The following is a 17,326-nucleotide window of genomic DNA, read 5'->3' on the forward strand; positions in this document are numbered from 1 at the left end:
GTGGACATCACCGTGTACCGCCCCGGCGAACTCACCGCCGCCGACCGGGCGGAGTGGACCCGCGTGCAGGACCAGGCCGTCGCGTCGGGCAGCCCGCAGATGGGGAACCCCTTCCTGTCACCCGAGTTCACGCTCGCCGTGGCGCACCACCACCGGGGCGTGCGCATCGCCGTGGTCCGCGAGGACGGCGTCCCGGTCGCCTTCTTCCCGTACCAGCGCTCGGCGGCCGGCGTGGGCCGGGCCGTCGGGCTCGGGCTGTCGGACTGCCAGGGGCTGGTGCACCGGCCAGGCTTCCAGTGGGACGCGCGGGAGCTGCTGCGCGCCTGCGGGCTGGCCGTCTGGGAGTTCGACCACCTGATGGAGGGCCAGAAGCCCTTCGAGGAGGGCGCGACCGGGACGTACCCCTCACCCGTCATGGACGTGGAACACGGGTACGAGGCGTATCTCGGCCATCTTCGCGCGCACTCGCCCAAGTTCCTGCGGACCACACTCGCCAAGGAGCGCAAACTCGGCCGGGACGTCGGCGAGGTGCGCTACGTGCACGACGAGCGGGACGTCGCGGCGCTGCGGCGGCTGATGGCGTGGAAGTCCGCCCAGTACCGAAGAACCGGGCGCAGCGACCGCTTCGCCCGGCCGTGGATCGTCGAGCTGGTGGAGCACCTCTTCCACACCCGCACCGAGGGCTTCGCGGGGCAGCTGTCGGTGCTGTACGCGGGAGAACGGCCGGTCGCGGCGCACTTCGGGATGCGTTCGCCCGCCGTACTGGCCTGCTGGTTCCCGGCGTACGACACGGAGTTCTCGAAGTTCTCGCCGGGTCTGGTGCTGCACCTGCGGATGGCGGAGGGAGCCGCCGCCGACGGGGTGGCCCAGCTCGATCTGGGCCGGGGCCACAAGGAGTACAAGGAGTCGCTCAAGACGCGGGATCTGGCGGTCTCCGAAGGGTGGGTGACCCGCCGGCATCCGGTCGCGCTCGGACATCGCGCCCGGCGCGCGCCGGTGCGCGCGCTGCGCAACGCGGTGACGGCCCGGCCCGCGCTGCGGGAGCCTGCGGACCGATTCCTCAAGCGTGTGGGGCGGTTGCGCGCCGGCGCTCAATAGCGGACATTGCCGTACAGGCATGATCAATCAGACGACTCCATGGCAATTTCTTAAAACGGTATTCACTCTGTCAGGTATTGCCATAGGGTCTCAATCCTCAATATTGTCGTACATCCACCCGCGGCGACCTGTCATGCACAGCGGCTCAAGGGGAGGGCCAGAGAGTCGCGACAGGGCAACCGCGGGGCGCGGTAGGGGGGTGCCGTGCTCGGTCACCGTCACACGTGTGCCGAGCCGCGAACCGCGCGGCCGGTCACGCATGCCCGCTCACCCGGCCGGCCTGCGCACGGGACACCGACATGCCTGCCATGCGCGGGGTCCCGGGCGGGGTGAGACCAACCCCCCTTTCGAACCGGACACGCCACAGGGCCCGCCCGTGCGGGCGGCCCACCGGACGAGAGGGAAACACGACTCATGAGCTCCTTCGTGCGCCCGGCAGCCACCGGGCAGGCGCAGACCGCCGCGGTCCTGGCGCCTGACCATTTCACGCCGGTCTCCACGCACTTGGCCATCGCTCCGCTGGTCAGCGTGGTCATCCCGGCGATGAACGAGGCGGAGAACCTGCCGCACGTGTTCGCCACCCTGCCGTCCTGGATCCACGAAGTGGTCCTGGTCGACGGCAACTCCACCGACGACACCGTCCGCGTCGCCCGCGAACTGCGGCCCGACGTGCGGATCGTCGCGCAGACAGGCAAGGGCAAGGGCGACGCGCTGATCGCCGGCTTCACCGCCTGCACCGGCGAGATCATCGTCATGGTCGACGCCGACGGGTCGGCGGACGGCTCCGAGATCGTCTCCTACGTCTCCGCCCTGGTCGCCGGGGCCGACTTCGCCAAGGGCTCGCGCTTCGCCAACGGCGGGGGCACCGACGACATGACCCCCATCCGCAAGCTGGGCAACCGCGTGCTGTGCGCCGCCGTCAACGCCAAGTTCGGGGCCCGTTACACCGATCTGTGCTACGGGTACAACGCCTTCTGGCGGCACTGCCTGGACAAGATCACCCTGGACTGCACCGGCTTCGAGGTGGAGACCTTGATGAACATCAGAGTGGTCACGGCCGGTCTGAAGGTCCAGGAGATCCCCAGCCACGAGTACGTGCGCATCCACGGCGCCAGCAACCTGCGGGCGGTCCGCGACGGGTTACGCGTCCTCAAGGTCATCCTCAAGGAGAAGAACGAGCGCCGGGCGGCCCGCCGCGAGGGGGCCCGGTGACCCACGAGGACCTCCTCCGGGTGTCCGTGGTCGTCTGCGCGTACACCGAGGACCGCTGGGAGGACATCCTCGCCGCGGTGGCCTCGGTGCACGCGCAACGCCTCCCGGCCCACGAGGTGCTGCTGGTGGTCGACCACAACCCCGTCCTGCTGGCCCGGCTGACCCGCCGCTACGAGGGCACGGCCGTGCGGGTGCTGCCCAACGCCGGGCCGCGCGGCCTGTCCGCCGGCCGCAACACCGGCATCGCCGCGTCGAGGGGCGAGGTCGTCGCCTTCCTGGACGACGACGCCGTCGCCGAACGCGACTGGCTGCACTGGTTCGCCGACGCCTACCGGGACCCGCAGGTCTTGGGCGTCGGAGGGCGCACCCGCCCGGTGTGGGCCTCGGGGCGCCGGCCGCGCTGGTTCCCCGAGGAGTTCGACTGGGTGGTCGGCGCCTCCTACCGCGGGCAGCCCGCCGGCCGCGCCAGGGTCCGCAACGTGCTCGGCGGCAACGCCTCGTTCCGGCGGATCGCCTTCGACATCGCCGGGGGCTTCGCCACCGGCATCGGCCGGGACGGCGACCGGCGCCCACTGGGCTGCGAGGAGACCGAGTTCTGCATCCGGCTCGCCCAGGCCAAGCCGGGCAGCGTGCTGCTCGTCGACGACCGCGCCGTGATCTGGCACCGCGTCCCCGAGGCCCGGGAGCGCTTCGGCTACTTCCGCACCCGCTGCTACGCCGAGGGCCTGTCGAAGGCCCTGGTCACCCGGAGCGTCGGCACGGACGCCGGACTTGAGACCGAACGGCGCTACGCCACCCGCGTCCTGCCCGCCGGTGCGGCCCGAGGGCTGCGCGACGCCCTCCGCGGGCGTCCGGGCGGCGCGGCCCGGGCCGGCGCGATCGTCGCCGGCGTCGCGACGACGGCGACGGGCTACGCCGTCGCCAGGTTCCGCACCCGAGGGGAGGCCGGCCCGGCATGAGACCGAGCGCCGCGTCCCCGTCCGACCACAACGCACCGGGAGGTGCCCTCGCATGACCGAGCCGGCCGGGCAGGGGAGCGGTCCCGTGCCGATCCTGATGTACCACGCCGTCACCGACACGCCCGCGCCGGCCACGCGCGGGCTGTCGGTGACCCCCGCCGCCTTCGCCGGGCAGATGACGCTGCTCGGCGCACGCGGCTTCACCCCGCTCGGCACCGCGGAACTGGCGGAGGCGTGGCGCACGGGGCGGCCGCTGCCGCGCCGCCCCGTGCTGATCACCTTCGACGACGGCTACGAGGGCGTGCACCGGCACGCCCTCCCGGTGCTGAAGGGCCTCGGCTTCCCGGCGACGCTCTTCGTCTCCACCGGCTGGCTGCGCGGGCCGTACGAGCTGCCGGGCGCGGCACTGGACACCATGCTCGACTGGGACCAGGTGCGCGAACTGGACGCCGCCGGCGTGGAGATCGGGGGCCACAGCCACACCCATCCCCAGCTGGACCAGCTCGGCGACGAACGCCTCTGGTTCGAGGTGCTGCGCTGCAAGGAGGTCCTCCGCGACGAACTCGGCACGGCACCGGTGTCCTTCGCCTACCCGTACGGCTACTCCAGCCGTCGCGTACGGCGCGCCGTGCGCTTCGCGGGGTTCACCTCCGCACTCGCCGTCGGCAACGCCCTCGCGGACCGCCGCCGCCAGGCGCCGTACGCCCTGGCGCGGGTGACCGTGCGCCGCAGCACCGGGATCGAGGAGTTCGAGCGGCTGGTCGAGGGCCGGGCCGTCGCACGCAACTTCGCCGGGGACCGGGCACTGACCAAGGGGTACGCCCTGGTCCGCAGAGCCCGCCGCTGCCTGCGGAAGGTGCACGAGACCCGTGTCTGAGACGACCGCCACCACGAGCACCACCCCCACGGACCCCGAGGCGACCGCCCCGCCGCCGCCCGCCGCCACGGGCGGCGGCCCCGTCGACGGCGGCGCGGGCGGTGGCGCGTCCGCCCGGCGCGGCGGCAACCAGCTGTTCCGCAACGCGTACGCGCTGATGCTCAACACCGGTGTCTCCGCGGTCCTGGGCCTGGGCTACTGGCTCGTCGCCGCGCGCTACTACACCGAGGACGCGGTCGGCCAGGGCTCGGCGGCGATCGCCGCGATGAAGTTCCTCGCCGGGCTCACCGCCGTGACGCTCACCGGGGCGCTGGCCCGTTACATCCCGGTCTCCGGGCGCCGCACCGGCCGGCTGATCTTCGGTACGTACGCCGGGAGTTCGGCCGTCGTGGCGCTCGCGGCGGCGGTATTCCTGCTGACCCTGGACTTCTGGGGCCCCTCGTACCGGTTCCTGCACGGGCCCGTCAACGGGCTCGGCTTCCTCGCGGCGGTCGTCGGCTGGTCGCTGCTGACCCTGCAGGACGGGGTGCTGACCGGGCTGCGCAGCGCGGTGTGGGTGCCGGTGGGCAACACCGTGTTCTCCGCGGCCAAGCTGGCGCTGCTGGTGGGCATCGCCGCGGCGGTGCCCACCGCGGGGGTCTTCGTCTCGTGGGTCGCCGCGATCGCCCTGTCGGTCGTGCCGCTCGGCTGGCTGGTCTTCCGGCGGCTGGTGCCGCGGCACGTCAAGGCCACCGAGGGGACCACCGAACCGCCCCGGCCGCGCGAGATGCGGCGCTTCGTCGCGGGGGACGCGACCGGCTCCTTCTTCGCCCTCGCCGTGGTCTATCTGGTGCCGGTGATCGTGGCCTCCCAGATCAGCTCCGCGGACAACGCGTACTTCTACATCACGATGACGATCGGCGGCACGATCGACCTGCTGGCGATCAACATGGGTTCCTCGCTGACCGTCGAGGGCGCTCACGACCCCTCGCGGATCGCCGAGAACTGCCGGGCCGCGCTGCGCCGGATGGCCAGGATCATGGTCCCGATCGCCCTGTTCATGGTCGTCTTCGCCCCGCAGATCCTCGGCGTCTTCGGCGAGGGCTACGCACGGGAGGGCGCGCCGCTGCTGCGGCTGCTGGCGCTGTGCTCGCTGACCCGGGTCCTGATCGAGGTGTACTTCGGGATCCTGCGCGCCCAGAGCCGCACCGGCCTGCTCGCCCTTCTGCAGGGCCTGCTGTGCGTCCTGGTGCTGGGGCTGACCCTCGCGCTGCTGGGTCCGCTGGGCATCACCGGCGCGGGCTGGGCCGAGCTGGTCAGCCTGGTCGTCATCGCGGTGGTCTCGCTGGTCGGGCTGCGCCGGCTGATGTCCGGCACCTCCGGTGCGCCCGCAGGGACGGGGAACCCGCCGGACGGGCCCGCCGGCACCGCGCCGGAGGCGGCGACGGCGGAGAAGGCGGCCGAGGCGGAGGGCGCCGGTGAGGACCTGGAGATCGTCTACGGCACGCGCTGGGCGCGCGCCGCCGCCCTGGACAGCGACACGCTGCAGCTGGGCGTGCGCATGGACTTCGACCATCCCGAACGCCGCCCCTACGTGACGCCGCCGCAGGGCACCGCCGTGCCCGTGCCACCGGCCTTGCCACCGGCCGCTACGGCGCTCCCGGGGCCGTCGCCGTCCGCCGGGCCCCGGGATCCGGGCCCGCCGGCGCAGCCGCCACCGGAGGAGGGACGGCGCGGCCGCGCCATGCTGCTCGAACTCGGCGTGTGGGGGCTGCTGCTGGGCGCGCTCGGGCTGTACTGGCTTCCCCTGCGCGGCATGGACGACTCCTCGCTGGACGCCATGAACGGGCTCGGCCTGGTCTCCGTCCTGCCGCCGGCGACACTGGCCGGCGCGGCGCTGCTCGTCCTGGCGTTCGTCTGCGGCCTGTGGCTGCCGGGGCGCCGGCCGTGGCTCCTGGCGGCCGTCCTGCTGGCGACCGTGGTGTCCCTGCACGCGGTCCCGGCCGTGCTGGAGGAGCAGCCGCGGTTCGCGACGGCGTGGCAGCACGCGGGCTTCATCGACTACATCGGCCGGACCGGGGACGCCGCGCCCGACATGGACGCCCGGTTCTCGTGGCCAGGCTTCTTCGCGGCGGTCACGCTCGTCGCCTCGGCCTGCGGGGTCACCGACCTCACCGAGGTGCTGCGCTGGTGGCCCACGGCCGTCCAGTTGCTCGCCCTGGCCCCGCTGGCGCTGCTGCTGCGCTCGGTGCGGGCCGGCCGGCGGGCCAAGTGGTGCGCGGCGTGGCTGTTCGCGCTGTGCGGCTGGGTGGGGCAGGACTACTTCTCCCCGCAGTCCGCCAACTACCTGCTCTACCTGATGTTCGTCGCCGTGCTCCTGGTGTGGTTCCGTGCCGCCGGCCCGCCCGCGGGAAGGCTCATCCCGGGCGAGGCCGACGTACCGCCGGTGGGCCGGAGCGACCGGGCGCTGCTGCTGGCACTGCTGGTGGGGTTGTTCGCCGCCTCCGTCGTCAGCCACCAGCTCACCCCGTTCGTCATGCTCGGCGTGCTGACGGTGCTGGTGCTCGTCCGCCGCTCGACGCCGCGCGGGCTGCCGCTGTTGTGCGGGGTGCTGCTGGTCGGGTGGATCTGCTTCGTCGCCGAGCCGTACTGGTCGGGTCACTTCGACGAGCTGTTCGGCGGCATGGGCTCGCTCGGCGGCAACGTCTCCTCCAGCGTGTCCGGGCGCATCGAGGGCGGCAGCACCGTCCACAAGCTGGTGCTGTACGTGCGGGTGGCCCTGGCCGGCGCGGTCATGGCGCTGGCGGTCCTGGGGTGGCTGCGCCGCCGCTGGGCGGGGATCGGCGACCGGGCGCTGCTGGTGCTGCTGGTCGTGCCCTTCCTGGGCTTCGGCATGCAGTCCTACGGCGGCGAGATGGCCCTGCGGGTGTTCCTCTTCGCCCTGCCCGGAGCCTGTGTGCTCGGGGCGCTGGCGATCTTCCCGCGCAGCTCCTCGGACCGCGGATGGCGCGGGCCCGTCGCCGCGCTGCTCGCCGGCTGGGTGCTCATCGCGGGCTTCCTCGTGGCGCGCTGGGGCAACGAGTCCTTCGAGCGGGTCCGCACGGGCGAGGTCGCGGCCATGGAGTACGTGTACGAGCACGACAAGCCCACCGCGCGGGTGGTCTGGCTCAGCACCGACCCCGTGGACGACGTCACGCCCAGCCTGCCGTGGAACGCCCGCGACATGGAGCGCGTGACATACGTGCCGGTACTCGCCCCGCGCGACCCGGTGCTGGTCGGTCCGCTGGTCGAGGCACTGCGCGACGCCGGGCCCAACTCCTACCTGATGGTGTCGCGCGGGCAGAACACCTATCTGCAGCTCGACGCGGGCTTCTCGGCGACCTGGCCGGACAAGCTGCTGCGCTCCCTCGACGCGCGTCCCGAGCTGCGGCCGGTGCTGCGCGACGAGGACGCGACGCTCTACGAGCTGCGGGAGCAGCCCACCGACTGGGCGGTACCGGAGCCGCGGCCCGGACGTGTCTTCCCGGTCGTCACCTGGAACGCCTGGACGGCGGCGGGCGTGCTGGCCGGGGTGGCACTACTGGTGCTGCTCGGCGCTCGCGAGCTGGCCCGTGCCACGGTGCCCGAGGCGCTGCGGCGGCGCGGCATGCGGATCTCGCTGCTGGCGGCGGTGCCGCTGCTGCTGGTGTTCCTGGCGGCCACGGTCGTGAGGTTCCTGACCCTGCACTGACCGGACGTGCCCCCGCCGGCAGCGGCGGGGGCACGCCGGGGGACGCCGGGGGAACACCTGTCCGGGCCTCCGCGTTGTCGTGGCAGGAGTGAAGGAGGTGGCCCGATGACCGAGGACCAGCGCCCCGACGAGGCCGCACAGGACGAGGCCGCGCAGTCCCGCCGTGCCCGGTTCGGGAAGCTGCCGGACCGGATACGCCCGGAGGACACCTTCGTGGAGACCCCGGCCACGCCCCCGGCCCCCGGCAGGGACACCTTCAACCCGGACGAGTGGCTGATCCGCAACGTGGGCTGACCGGGGCGTTCCGGCCGGTGGGTGGGTGCGGGTCCGTCTCTCGCCCTTCGGGCGCGAAGCGGCTGGCTGCGGACAGGAGGGTGGGGCTACCCTCCTCGGCGGTGTGCGGGGCGGTGGTCGGCGGGGGTTCAGGCTCCGGAGCGGGGCCGGTTGTTCGTGCGGTTCCGGTCTCGTTGCCGTCCGCGGGTGCAGATGGCCGGTGGCCACGCCCACCGTTCGTGGGTGGCGCGCCCGCCGTAACCGGCGTCTGCGGGTGCTTCCCCGACATCGGGCCCTGCTCCGCCGACACAGTCGGCGAAAGCAGGCCCGATCTCCCGCAGACCCCTCACCAGCACCCCGAAGCACCCGCGGACGCGGGTTACGGCGCGCGCGCCCACCACCCACCGAGGGCGTGGAAGCGCCCATCTGCACCGCGGACGGCAACGAGACCCCCGCCACCGGAAACGAAACCGCTCCGGAGCCTGAACCCCCGCCACGCGCAAACCCGCAGGACGCCGCGCAGGCCGGCCCCCACCCTGCCCTCCGCAGCCAGCCGCTTTGCGCCCGGAGGGCGCGAGACGGCGGGACAGCCGCACCACCACCGCAACCACACCCCCACCGCCACCCACCTAGCCGCGGCGCAACCAGCGGATGCCGTAGGCGGGGAGGTCGAAGGAGCGGCCGTCGACCTCGGCGCCGATCGTGCGGCCGAGCGTGTTGACGACCAGGACGGTGCGGTCGTCGGCGAGGACGCGGACGTTGGGCCGGTCCTCGTCCGCGACGGGGACCTCACGGAAGCGCGTGCCCGGCGGGAACGCGGCGGCGAAGCGCCGGAGCAGGTCCATCATCGGCAGCTGCTCGCCGCCGCCCGAGGCGAGTTCCGTGCTGGTCCACAGGCAGCCCGGGCAGGTACGGCCGCGTTCCTGGGGGTTCCAGTAGAAGGCGGTGTCGGCGCCGCCGCGGGCGAGTTCCATCATCGCGGTGGCCTGCACGGCGGTGCGGTGGGGCTCGTCCCAGCCGGTGCTGCCGTCGTCGGGCTCCACGTACCACTCGGCCCACCACAGGGGCAGCCCGCCGCTGCGTTCCTCGAGCCAGCGGCCGACCGCCGCGAACTTCTCGGTGGCGGCGAACTCGTCGGGCCGCATGCGGTCGTCGCGGCTGGTGCTGGAGCCGTCGGCGACGATGAAGTCGGCGCCGGCCTTGTGCTCCAGCCAGTAGTCGACGGCGTCGAGGACCCGCCGGTCGGCGGCGCCCCAGGGGCCCTTGAGGGTGCCGGAGGCGTCGCCGTTGCCGTCGTCGCCCGGGGCGAAGCTGTCCATGACGAGGTAGGGGCCGCCGACGAGGTTGCCGGGGTTCACCTGCTTCAGGGCCCGGAAGACCCGGTTGTAGAGGTCGGTGTAGCCCTCGTAGTCCCAGCGCTGCCGGCCGTCGTTCCAGAAGCCCTTGAACTCGTTCCACACGATGAAGTGCCGCACGTCCGGGTAGCGGCGGGCCACGGTGGCCGCGAGCGCGGCGAAGTCGTCGAAGTGCGCGCGGTCGGGGGCCACCTCGAGCCGTGACCAGTCCGTCGTCCCGGCCTTGCCGCCCTTCATCCAGTCCGGGGCGCAGCACAGGGTGATGACGGGTGTGCCGCCGCTGGCGCGGACCAGGTCGACACGGTCGTCGAGCTCCCCGAAGTCGTACGTCCCGGGCGAGGGTTCGGGGTTGTCGGCGCCCCAGCCCATGATCGCCTGGTTCTGCGGCAGCGAGCGCATCGACAGCAGCCGTTCCGCGGACCGCTTGGCCGTGCCGCCGCCGTGGTCCGCGCTGTACTCGGTGTGGGTCAGCCCGAAGCCCAGCCCGGTCGTGGGCCTGCCGGTGGGCGCGGTCGAGGGACCGTGCACCCCGCCGCCCGCGCCGCTGCTGCCGCGCGCCGTATTGCCCGCGCCGCCCCCGATGTCGCACATCGCCAGCAGGAGGACCAGTGCGGCCACACCGATGCCAAGGAGCACGGTGGCCCCTCGCCGCCCCGCCCCCGGCAACCCCATACGCACGTTCGCATGACGTCCCATCACCCGCCAGGGTAACCGCCGTGATGCCCGGATCGGGCCGATTTCACCGGCAGTTCAGGGATTCCCGGGGATTCCGCCACTCCGCAAAAACCCGGTGCGAATGCGGACCTTGTGCCGGATCATGAGCGGCATGCCCGACGCAACGCCCCCGCATCGCGCCCTGTCCATCCGTCTCGGCATGAACGACGACGACTCGCCGTCGGACGCCGTCGACGCCCTGTTCCTCAGCCGCTTCGTCACCGGCGAGCAGCCCTACTCGTGCGGTGCCTCCCTCGACCGGGTCAAGTCGGGGCTGACGCTCGTCCCGGGCGGCGGATCGGTGCTGCGCTCCGCGCGGGACAAGGACCGCGCCGCGACCCTCGCCGAGGGCGAGGGCTGGACGATCCTCGTCTCGCGCTGGCACCGCCGGGCCGATGTGACGGTGACGGCGGTCAGCGAGGAACTGGCGCAGCGCGTCCTGGCCGAGGCCGTCGAGGACGCCGAGGACCAGCCGGAAGCGCAGCCCGACGACGTGACCATGGGTTTCTGGTACGTCGCCCCGCGCCGCGGGCCGCACCGCATCACGCGGCAGATCAGCGCCGCCCCCTGGGACGACGTGCGGGGCAACTACACCGCCCCGGTGGCCGATGCCATGGACGGGCTGATGAAGCTCACCGCCGACGACGTCAGCGGCCGGCTGCTGCTCCTGCACGGCCCGCCGGGCACCGGCAAGACCTCCGCGCTGCGCACGCTGGCCCGTGCGTGGCGCGACTGGTGCCAGGTGGACTGCGTCCTCGACCCCGAGGTGCTCTTCAACGACGTCGGCTACCTGATGGAGATCGCCATCGGCGAGGACGACGCCGAAGGGCCGGGCCGCTGGCGGCTGCTGCTCCTGGAGGACTGCGACGAGCTCATCCGCGGCCAGGCCAAGCACCAGACCGGCCAGGCGCTGTCGCGGCTGCTCAACCTCACCGACGGCCTGCTCGGCCAGGGCCGCAACGTCCTGGTCGGCATCACCACCAACGAGGACCTGGAGCGGCTGCACCCGGCGGTGGTCCGCCCCGGCCGCTGCCTGGCCCGGATCGAGGTCGGCCCGCTGACCCGCGCCGAGGCGACCGGGTGGCTCGGCACGTCCGAGGGCATCGGCCGGGACGGCGCCACGCTCGCCGAGCTGTACGCGCTGCGCCGCGCCGCCTCCTCGGCCGGCGGCACCGCGCTCCCCCACCAGACGACCCCGGCCTCCGCCTCCGGAGGCCTCTACCTCTGATGGCCGGGGGTCCTCCCGGCGCGAAGGGGAGGATACGCACCCGCACCCCGGCCGAACTGCGCCGCGTCCGCCGCCCGCGGTCGCACGGCTGCTGGGACCACCTGTACGCGGCGCCGCTGTGGCCGCTGCACGGCGCCAACCTGGGGACGCTGCTGCGTACCTGCGACGCGGTCGGCGCGTGCCTGGTCGTCCCCCGCTTCCCCTGGGTGCCGGAGGCGCTCGCCCGCGGCAACACCCTGCGGCGGCCCGCCTGCGTCCACTGGACCGGTGATCCCCTGCGCTGGCTGCAGCGGCAGCGCGACCGCGGGGCGCACGTCGTCGGCGTCGAACTGGCCGACGAGGCCGTACGGCTGGCGGACCTGCCCGCCGCGCGGCGCACCACCGTCGTCGTGCTGGGGCACGAGCAGCAGGGCATCCCGCCGGAGGCGCTCGACCTGCTCGACCTCGCCGTCGAGATCCCCATGGTGGGCACGGGCGCCAGCCTCAACGTCGCGGTCGCCGGCTCGCTGGCGCTCTACAAGCTGGCCGGGCTGCTGTGAGCGGGGCGGGCTACTCCTCGTACGCGGCGCGCAGCGCCTCCCCCACCGCGGCCTCGGCGGTGGTCCGGTCGAGACCGAGGCGCCGGACGCGCTGGGCGTAGGCGGACGCGGCGGCGGCCGCCTCCCGGGCGGCGGCGTCGCCCGCGGCCGCGACGAAGGTGCCGTTGCGGCCGCGGGTCTCGATCACACCGTCCGTCTCCAGGGCGCGGTAGGCCTTGGCCACGGTGTTCGCCGCCAGCCCGAGGTCGTCGGCGAGGCCGCGGACGGTCGGCAGCCGGTAGCCGACCGGGAGGGCGCCGGAACGGGCCTGGTCCGCGATCTGCTCGCGCAGTTGCTCGTAGGGCGCGGTGGCCGCGTCGGGCCTGACGGTGATCTTGAGGCTCACGGTGTGTCGTCCTCCCGGCGGGACGGATCGGCGCTGTTTGTCGCGGCCATTGTGCTGCACGCGCCGTCCGCGAGGACGACGGCGCGGCCGGGCCCCGCCGGGTCGTGGGCGATCGTGTCGCCCGGCTCGTGCAGGTGCAGCACGAAGCGCTCGCCCGCCCGGTACGCCTCCAGGCCGGCCCTGCAGTAGGCCACCATGTCGTCCGGCAGCGCCTCCAGGGGGAACCAGCCGAGCTCCGAGCACTTCTCCGGCTCGCGGTTGACCGGTTCGTGGACCCCGCCGTCCGCCTCGAAGAACCAGCCGATGCGCTCGCCCCCGCCGGGCGCGCGGTGCTGCATGACGAGGGCGACGGAGACGTCCTCGGGCCGCAACGCGACACCCACCTCCTCGTGGGCCTCGCGGATCATGGCGGTCAGGACGTCCTCGCCGTCCTCGACATGGCCGGAGGGGGCGTGCAGCAGACCGTCGGCATACCCGGTGTTGACCCGGCGGCCGAGCAGGACCTCGTCGCCGCGGCGCAGGACGAGGTGGACGTCGACGATCTCCGTGTGCCTGCGGGGCTGCTTGATCCGCACGACCGCGGCGTAGCGCTCGTCGTGGACCGGGCGGCCCCACAGCGCGGTGTCGTGGGCGAGCTGCTCGACCTGGGTGTGCTCGGCGAGCGGCCGTACCATCGCGGCGAGTTCCGCGGCACCGATGCCCGCGGGTTCGGACTCTCCCCAGCGGCCCTCGACCAGCACCAGGCGTCCGCCGCGGCGCAGCAGCCGGGCCCAGCGGCGCAGCGCCGCCACCGGGTCGGGGAGCGCCCACAGCATGTGCCGGACGAGCACCACGTCGAACCTGCCCTCCGCGACGGGCGGTTCGACCGCGTCCCCGAGCAGGACGCGGGCCCCGGTACCGGCCAGTTTCGCCCGGGCCAGCGCGGCCATCCGCGGTGAACGGTCGACTCCGGTCACCCGGTGCCCCTGTTCGGCGGCGAGCAGCGCGAGGCTGCCCGTACCGCAGCCGAGGTCGAGCACGTCCGACGGGGCGCCCGGCAGCCACCCCCGCAGCCGGTCCCCCCACGCCTCCCGCACGGCGGGCTCCCGCAAGCCGTGGTCCGGCTCCTCGTCGAAGCGGTCGGCCACGGTGTCCCAGTACGCGTCACTGCTGAGTTCGCCCACGCCGTGATCCTTCCACCCCCCACTGACAACGCCTCCGGCGTCTCCCCCGGCGAGACGCGGCGGAACCCGGTGGGCGCCGCCCGCATCAGGCCCGGCGTCCAAAAGCCGGCGAGCCGTCGCCCGGCACCACGCACCTGCGCCGGCGTCAACGGCCGCTCCCCAACCGAACAGCAGCCATGGCGATCCCCCACCGCGCGAAGGCCGCCCGGCGCCCCCGGCGGAACCCGGTGAGCGCGCCAGCCGCATGCGGCGTAATGGTCGAGGGCGGGCAGTCTCCGGAGGCCGGGACGCCTCCTGGCCGTGGCCGGCGGGGCGCCCCCGCGGATTCCCGGCGGAGCGAGGCAGATCCCACCGCGGCCGAACGCCACCGGCACTCGCGGCGCGGGGCGCGGGGCGCGGGGCGCGCAGGGGCGTCAGCTCAGGCCCAGGTTCCGGTAGCGGGTGCGGCGGGCCGCGAGGCGGACGGCGCGGGGCCGGGTCCGCAGGGCCGCGAGTTCCGCGCCCAGGACGGCGCCGAGGCGGGCGAGGAACGCCTCGGGCTCGTCCGCCGCGTCGGGCGCCTCCTCCACCACGCGGTCGACGATCCCGTGCGCGGCCAGGTCCGCCGAGCGCACCCCCTGGCGCCCGGCCACCTCGTACGCCCGCTCCGTCGTCCGGTATAGGATCGCGGAGGCCCCCTCGGGCGGCAGCGGGGAGAGCCACGCGTGCCGCGCCGCGACCACCCGGTCCGCGGGCAGCAGCGCGAGCGCGCCCCCGCCGGCGCCCTGCCCGAGCAGCAGGCACAGCGTGGGCGCGGGCACGGTCATCAGATCGGCGAGGGAGCGGGCGATCTCGCCGGCCAGGCCGCCCTCCTCGGCCTCCCGGGACAGCGCGGCGCCCGCCGTGTCGACGACGGACAGCAGGGGCAGGTCCAGTTCCGCCGCGATGCCCATGCCGCGGCGGGCGACCCGCAGGCCGGCCGGGCCGAGCGCGGGCGGCCGCCCGTCGCCGGTCTCCCGCCGGTCGTGGCCGAGGACGACGCAGGGTGTGCCGCCGATCCGGGCGAGCGCGAGCAGGAGTCCGGGGTCCCGCTCCCCCGCGCCGGTGCCGCTGAGCGGGGTCACGTCGCGGGCGGCCACGGTCAGCAGGGCGCGCAGCCCGGGCCGTTCGGGCCGCCGGGAGCGCCGGATGGACTCCTCGGCCGTGGCGACGGGGACGGCCGGGGCGCGCACGGGCCCGGCCCCTGCGGGGTCCGGAGCGCCCGCCGTGTCGCCGCACAGCACCCCGAGGGCGCGAGCCGCGGCGTCCGCGAGCTCCCCGGAGGGCAGGACCGCGTCGACGATGCCGTTGGCCAGCAGGTTCTCCGCGACCTGGACGCCGGGCGGGAACTCCTCCCCGTACAGGGCCTCGTGGACCCGGGGGCCGAGGAAGCCGATGAGCGCGCCGGGTTCGGCGGCGGTGACGTGCCCGAGGGAGCCCCAGGAGGCGAAGACCCCGCCCGTGGTCGGGTGCCGCAGATGGACCAGGTAGGGCAGGCCCGCGGTCTTGTGGTCGGTGATGGCCGCCGCGACCTTGACCATCTGCAGGAACGCGATGGTGCCCTCCTGCATCCGCGTCCCGCCCGAGGCGGGCGAGGCCAGCAGCGGCAGCCGCTCGCGGGTGGCCCGTTCGACGGCCCGTACGAGGCGTTCGCCCGCGGCGACGCCGATCGAGCCGCCCAGGAAGCGGAACTCGCCCGCGACGACGGCGACCCGGCGGCCGCGGATCCGGCCCTCGCCGGTGACGACCGACTCGTCGAGCCCGGTGCGCTCACGTGCGCGGGCGAGGTCGGCGCGGTACCCGGGGTCGTCGAGGTACCCGGGCAGGGCGGTCACGGGCCCGTCCCAGCCGTGCCAGGTGCCGGGGTCGACGACGGCGTCGATGAGCTCGAGGGCGGCCGCGCGGCGGCGCGTCGGTTCGGTCATGGCGTCACCCTAGGCTGCCCGCCGTGGCCTGTGGCCAGGGCCAACACCTCACGGAACACGGGGCGGAGGTCACTCGAACGGCGCAACTCCATCACGGTCCGGAGGTCGTTGTGGGGATGTGGTCACAGTCGATCCCCAGAACGCGCCGGGTGCGCCGTCCGGGAGTGAGGTCCCCCGGACGGTCCCGGCGCCCATCCGCCGCAGCCGTCCGTACCGCCCGATGGAGGGCGTCCCCCTCGGGGAATGGGTCTTCGTCCCGGGAACGGCGGGATTCTTCGGTCGGAGTTCGGACGCCTACATCGAGCGCGGCGAGGAGCACATTCCACTCGTGTACTGCTCTTCGGAACTGGAACGGTTCGCCGACGAAATGCTCGGGATCGAGGGGGATTTCACCCGCCGCTGCTCCGGAATCGATCTGGATGCGAGGTATTAGGGCGTGCATTCCCCGTATCCCCCGCCCACGCCCGGCTCCGACAGGAATTCCTTCATGCCGCCTTTGCAGGACCGTTTCCGCTTCGAGAACGACGTGCCGTACGAGGACCACCTCAACGGGCACACCATTTACAGTCCCCGCCAGGCCCCGGACGACACCTCGGGGAACGGCGTCTTCTCCGCCCCGGACTACGACGTCCTGAACGGGGTGTGGACGTCCGAGGAGGAATTGGCCCAGCTCCTCGAACCCCCTTTGCTGGACGACGTGGACGAGGACGAGGAGGACGACGTCTTCGCCGTGCCCTCCCCGGAGGCCGCGACCCACGAACTGCCGCTCACCCGGCACCGGCACCGCCGGATCCGCCGGGCGGCGCTGCGGCAGAAGATGACCCGGACCCAGACCCTCAGCTTCGTCGTCGCGGCGGTCGCCGCCACCATCGTGGCCATGGTGAGTGTGCTCGGCGGGATGGTCGCCCACGACCCGCTGCGCCACATCGCCGCCACCGACGGGGCGTCGGGGCTGGCGGACTGGTGGCCGCTGCTGGTGTACGGCCCTTGGATGGTGGCCTCGTTGTCGATCCTGCGGGCCGCGCTGCACCAGCGCCGCGCCCCGCACTCCTGGGCGGTCGTGCTGCTCTTCTCCGTCTTCGCGATCCTGTTCTGCGTCGCCTCCGCTCCCCGGACGATCACCGACTGGACCGTGGCCAGCCTCCCCGCCATCGCGGCGCTGTCCTGCTTCCACCAGCTCGTGCGGCAGATCACCCTCACCCACCCGCCGCGCCGCACCTCCCGCAGCCGGCACTCCTCCTGACGCCGTGCCCCCTCCCCGGCCCGTCGACCGGGCCGGGGCCGCGGCGGGCCGCCGGGACCGCTCAGCCGGTGCCTCCGGCCGATCCTCCGAACGGCGGAAAGGTCAGGCCGATCGGCATGAGCCGGATGAGGCCCCCGCACGCCCACATGTCCGGCAGCGGGGCGGCCGTGAGCGGCCGGGAGTCACCGGGGATCCGGACCCGGGCGCCGTAGGGGGGAGCCCACCCGCCGGTCGCATCGCACTCGGGACGCCGCTCGTCCGACCAGAGAAGGCCGTACGAGGTCTGCTCCCCCGGTGCGAGCACGACGAGGTCGGCCGTGAGCCCCGGGACACGGGTGACGGTGACCGACCTCGGTTTCGTCGTGTCGGGCCCCTTGCCGCAGTCGGAGTTCGGATCGTCGGCGCCGTTGCAGACGACCGGTATGCCGTCGCCGAAGACCTCCAGTCCTGCCCAGCCCTGCAGCGAACAGGTGCCGTGGGAGGCGTTGCGCAGCACGATCTGCGCAAGGTATTCGCCGACACGACCGCCGGGCTGCCGCTCGGCGAACCGCCCGGCCATGGCCGTCAGGTCCACCGATCGGCACTTGGGCGCGGCCTCCTGCGGCGGCGCCTGCCGAGTGGTCGCTCG

Annotated in this window: 15 protein-coding genes; 10 read left to right on the forward strand and 5 right to left on the reverse strand. The window is 74.1% G+C overall.

The window, feature by feature from the left end; genetic code table 11:
• From CHF15_RS25530 to CHF15_RS25555, 6 genes are all read left to right on the forward strand, one after another.
• Entirely contained in the window at window positions 1–1,098 is a 1,098-nt protein-coding gene (locus tag CHF15_RS25530) for a GNAT family N-acetyltransferase (protein ID WP_089226219.1), read from the forward strand.
• 414 nt (window positions 1,099–1,512) lie between these two features.
• On the forward strand, window positions 1,513–2,310 hold the full coding sequence (locus tag CHF15_RS25535; protein WP_089226220.1) for a glycosyltransferase family 2 protein: 798 nt from the start codon (window positions 1,513–1,515) through the stop codon (window positions 2,308–2,310).
• On the forward strand, window positions 2,307–3,269 hold the full coding sequence (locus CHF15_RS25540; protein ID WP_179279961.1) for a glycosyltransferase family 2 protein: 963 nt from the start codon (window positions 2,307–2,309) through the stop codon (window positions 3,267–3,269). Before CHF15_RS25535 ends, CHF15_RS25540 begins: the two co-directional genes overlap by 4 nt.
• Window positions 3,270–3,321: 52 nt before the next feature.
• Window positions 3,322–4,146: a polysaccharide deacetylase family protein gene (locus CHF15_RS25545; RefSeq protein WP_089226221.1), complete on the forward strand. Its 825-nt coding sequence runs from the start codon at window positions 3,322–3,324 to the stop codon at window positions 4,144–4,146.
• Complete coding sequence (locus CHF15_RS25550) at window positions 4,139–7,855, forward strand: lipopolysaccharide biosynthesis protein (RefSeq protein ID WP_410169660.1); 3,717 nt, start codon at window positions 4,139–4,141, stop codon at window positions 7,853–7,855. Before CHF15_RS25545 ends, CHF15_RS25550 begins: the two co-directional genes overlap by 8 nt.
• Window positions 7,856–7,960: 105 nt before the next feature.
• The gene (locus CHF15_RS25555) at window positions 7,961–8,149 is read left to right on the forward strand and encodes a hypothetical protein (RefSeq protein ID WP_089226222.1); all 189 of its coding nucleotides are present in this window, start codon (window positions 7,961–7,963) and stop codon (window positions 8,147–8,149) included.
• Between the two features lie 608 nt (window positions 8,150–8,757).
• On the opposite strand, the gene CHF15_RS25560 is transcribed toward CHF15_RS25555, so the two are convergent.
• Complete coding sequence (locus CHF15_RS25560; protein WP_410169661.1) at window positions 8,758–10,179, reverse strand: xylan 1,4-beta-xylosidase; 1,422 nt, start codon at window positions 10,177–10,179, stop codon at window positions 8,758–8,760.
• A gap of 130 nt (window positions 10,180–10,309) precedes the next feature.
• Here CHF15_RS25560 and CHF15_RS25565 point away from each other — a divergent pair, with 130 nt between their 5' ends.
• Both CHF15_RS25565 and CHF15_RS25570 read left to right on the forward strand, forming a co-directional pair.
• Window positions 10,310–11,425: a DUF5925 domain-containing protein gene (locus tag CHF15_RS25565; RefSeq protein ID WP_089226224.1), complete on the forward strand. Its 1,116-nt coding sequence runs from the start codon at window positions 10,310–10,312 to the stop codon at window positions 11,423–11,425.
• Window positions 11,425–11,964 (forward strand): TrmH family RNA methyltransferase, encoded by a 540-nt coding sequence (locus CHF15_RS25570; RefSeq protein WP_089226225.1) that lies wholly within the window; start codon window positions 11,425–11,427, stop codon window positions 11,962–11,964. The genes CHF15_RS25565 and CHF15_RS25570 overlap by 1 nt, the downstream gene beginning before the upstream one ends.
• A gap of 10 nt (window positions 11,965–11,974) precedes the next feature.
• Here the strand turns inward: CHF15_RS25570 and CHF15_RS25575 are convergent, their stop codons facing one another.
• The 3 genes from CHF15_RS25575 to CHF15_RS25585 form a co-directional block, all read right to left on the reverse strand.
• On the reverse strand, window positions 11,975–12,349 hold the full coding sequence (locus tag CHF15_RS25575; protein ID WP_089226226.1) for a GntR family transcriptional regulator: 375 nt from the start codon (window positions 12,347–12,349) through the stop codon (window positions 11,975–11,977).
• On the reverse strand, window positions 12,346–13,512 hold the full coding sequence (locus CHF15_RS25580; RefSeq protein ID WP_089226227.1) for a methyltransferase domain-containing protein: 1,167 nt from the start codon (window positions 13,510–13,512) through the stop codon (window positions 12,346–12,348). Before CHF15_RS25580 ends, CHF15_RS25575 begins: the two co-directional genes overlap by 4 nt.
• Window positions 13,513–13,925: 413 nt before the next feature.
• On the reverse strand, window positions 13,926–15,455 hold the full coding sequence (locus CHF15_RS25585; protein WP_089226228.1) for a carboxyl transferase domain-containing protein: 1,530 nt from the start codon (window positions 15,453–15,455) through the stop codon (window positions 13,926–13,928).
• Between the two features lie 220 nt (window positions 15,456–15,675).
• Here CHF15_RS25585 and CHF15_RS25590 point away from each other — a divergent pair, with 220 nt between their 5' ends.
• Complete coding sequence (locus tag CHF15_RS25590; RefSeq protein ID WP_143681634.1) at window positions 15,676–15,888, forward strand: hypothetical protein; 213 nt, start codon at window positions 15,676–15,678, stop codon at window positions 15,886–15,888.
• Window positions 15,889–15,942: 54 nt separating this feature from the next.
• Window positions 15,943–16,698, forward strand: a complete 756-nt coding sequence (locus tag CHF15_RS45895) for a DUF2637 domain-containing protein (RefSeq protein ID WP_107418567.1) — start codon at window positions 15,943–15,945, stop codon at window positions 16,696–16,698.
• Between the two features lie 61 nt (window positions 16,699–16,759).
• Here the strand turns inward: CHF15_RS45895 and CHF15_RS25600 are convergent, their stop codons facing one another.
• Complete coding sequence (locus CHF15_RS25600; protein WP_089226230.1) at window positions 16,760–17,272, reverse strand: DUF4232 domain-containing protein; 513 nt, start codon at window positions 17,270–17,272, stop codon at window positions 16,760–16,762.
• Window positions 17,273–17,326 lie beyond the last annotated feature (54 nt).

Source organism: Actinacidiphila glaucinigra (assembly GCF_900188405.1).
Taxonomy (GTDB): Bacteria; Actinomycetota; Actinomycetes; order Streptomycetales; family Streptomycetaceae; genus Actinacidiphila; species Actinacidiphila glaucinigra.

Excerpts from the sequence above, each read along its gene's own strand:
- CHF15_RS25570 (WP_089226225.1), top strand. The coding sequence starts at position 11,425 with ATGGCCGGGGGTCCTCCCGGCGCGAAGGGGAGGATACGCACCCGCACC.
- CHF15_RS25535 (WP_089226220.1), top strand. The coding sequence starts at position 1,513 with ATGAGCTCCTTCGTGCGCCCGGCAGCCACCGGGCAGGCGCAGACCGCC.
- CHF15_RS25555 (WP_089226222.1), top strand. The coding sequence starts at position 7,961 with ATGACCGAGGACCAGCGCCCCGACGAGGCCGCACAGGACGAGGCCGCG.
- CHF15_RS25585 (WP_089226228.1), bottom strand. The coding sequence starts at position 15,455 with ATGACCGAACCGACGCGCCGCCGCGCGGCCGCCCTCGAGCTCATCGAC.
- CHF15_RS25560 (WP_410169661.1), bottom strand. The coding sequence starts at position 10,179 with ATGGGACGTCATGCGAACGTGCGTATGGGGTTGCCGGGGGCGGGGCGG.
- CHF15_RS45895 (WP_107418567.1), top strand. The coding sequence starts at position 15,943 with ATGCCGCCTTTGCAGGACCGTTTCCGCTTCGAGAACGACGTGCCGTAC.
- CHF15_RS25565 (WP_089226224.1), top strand. The coding sequence starts at position 10,310 with ATGCCCGACGCAACGCCCCCGCATCGCGCCCTGTCCATCCGTCTCGGC.
- CHF15_RS25545 (WP_089226221.1), top strand. The coding sequence starts at position 3,322 with ATGACCGAGCCGGCCGGGCAGGGGAGCGGTCCCGTGCCGATCCTGATG.
- CHF15_RS25590 (WP_143681634.1), top strand. The coding sequence starts at position 15,676 with ATGGAGGGCGTCCCCCTCGGGGAATGGGTCTTCGTCCCGGGAACGGCG.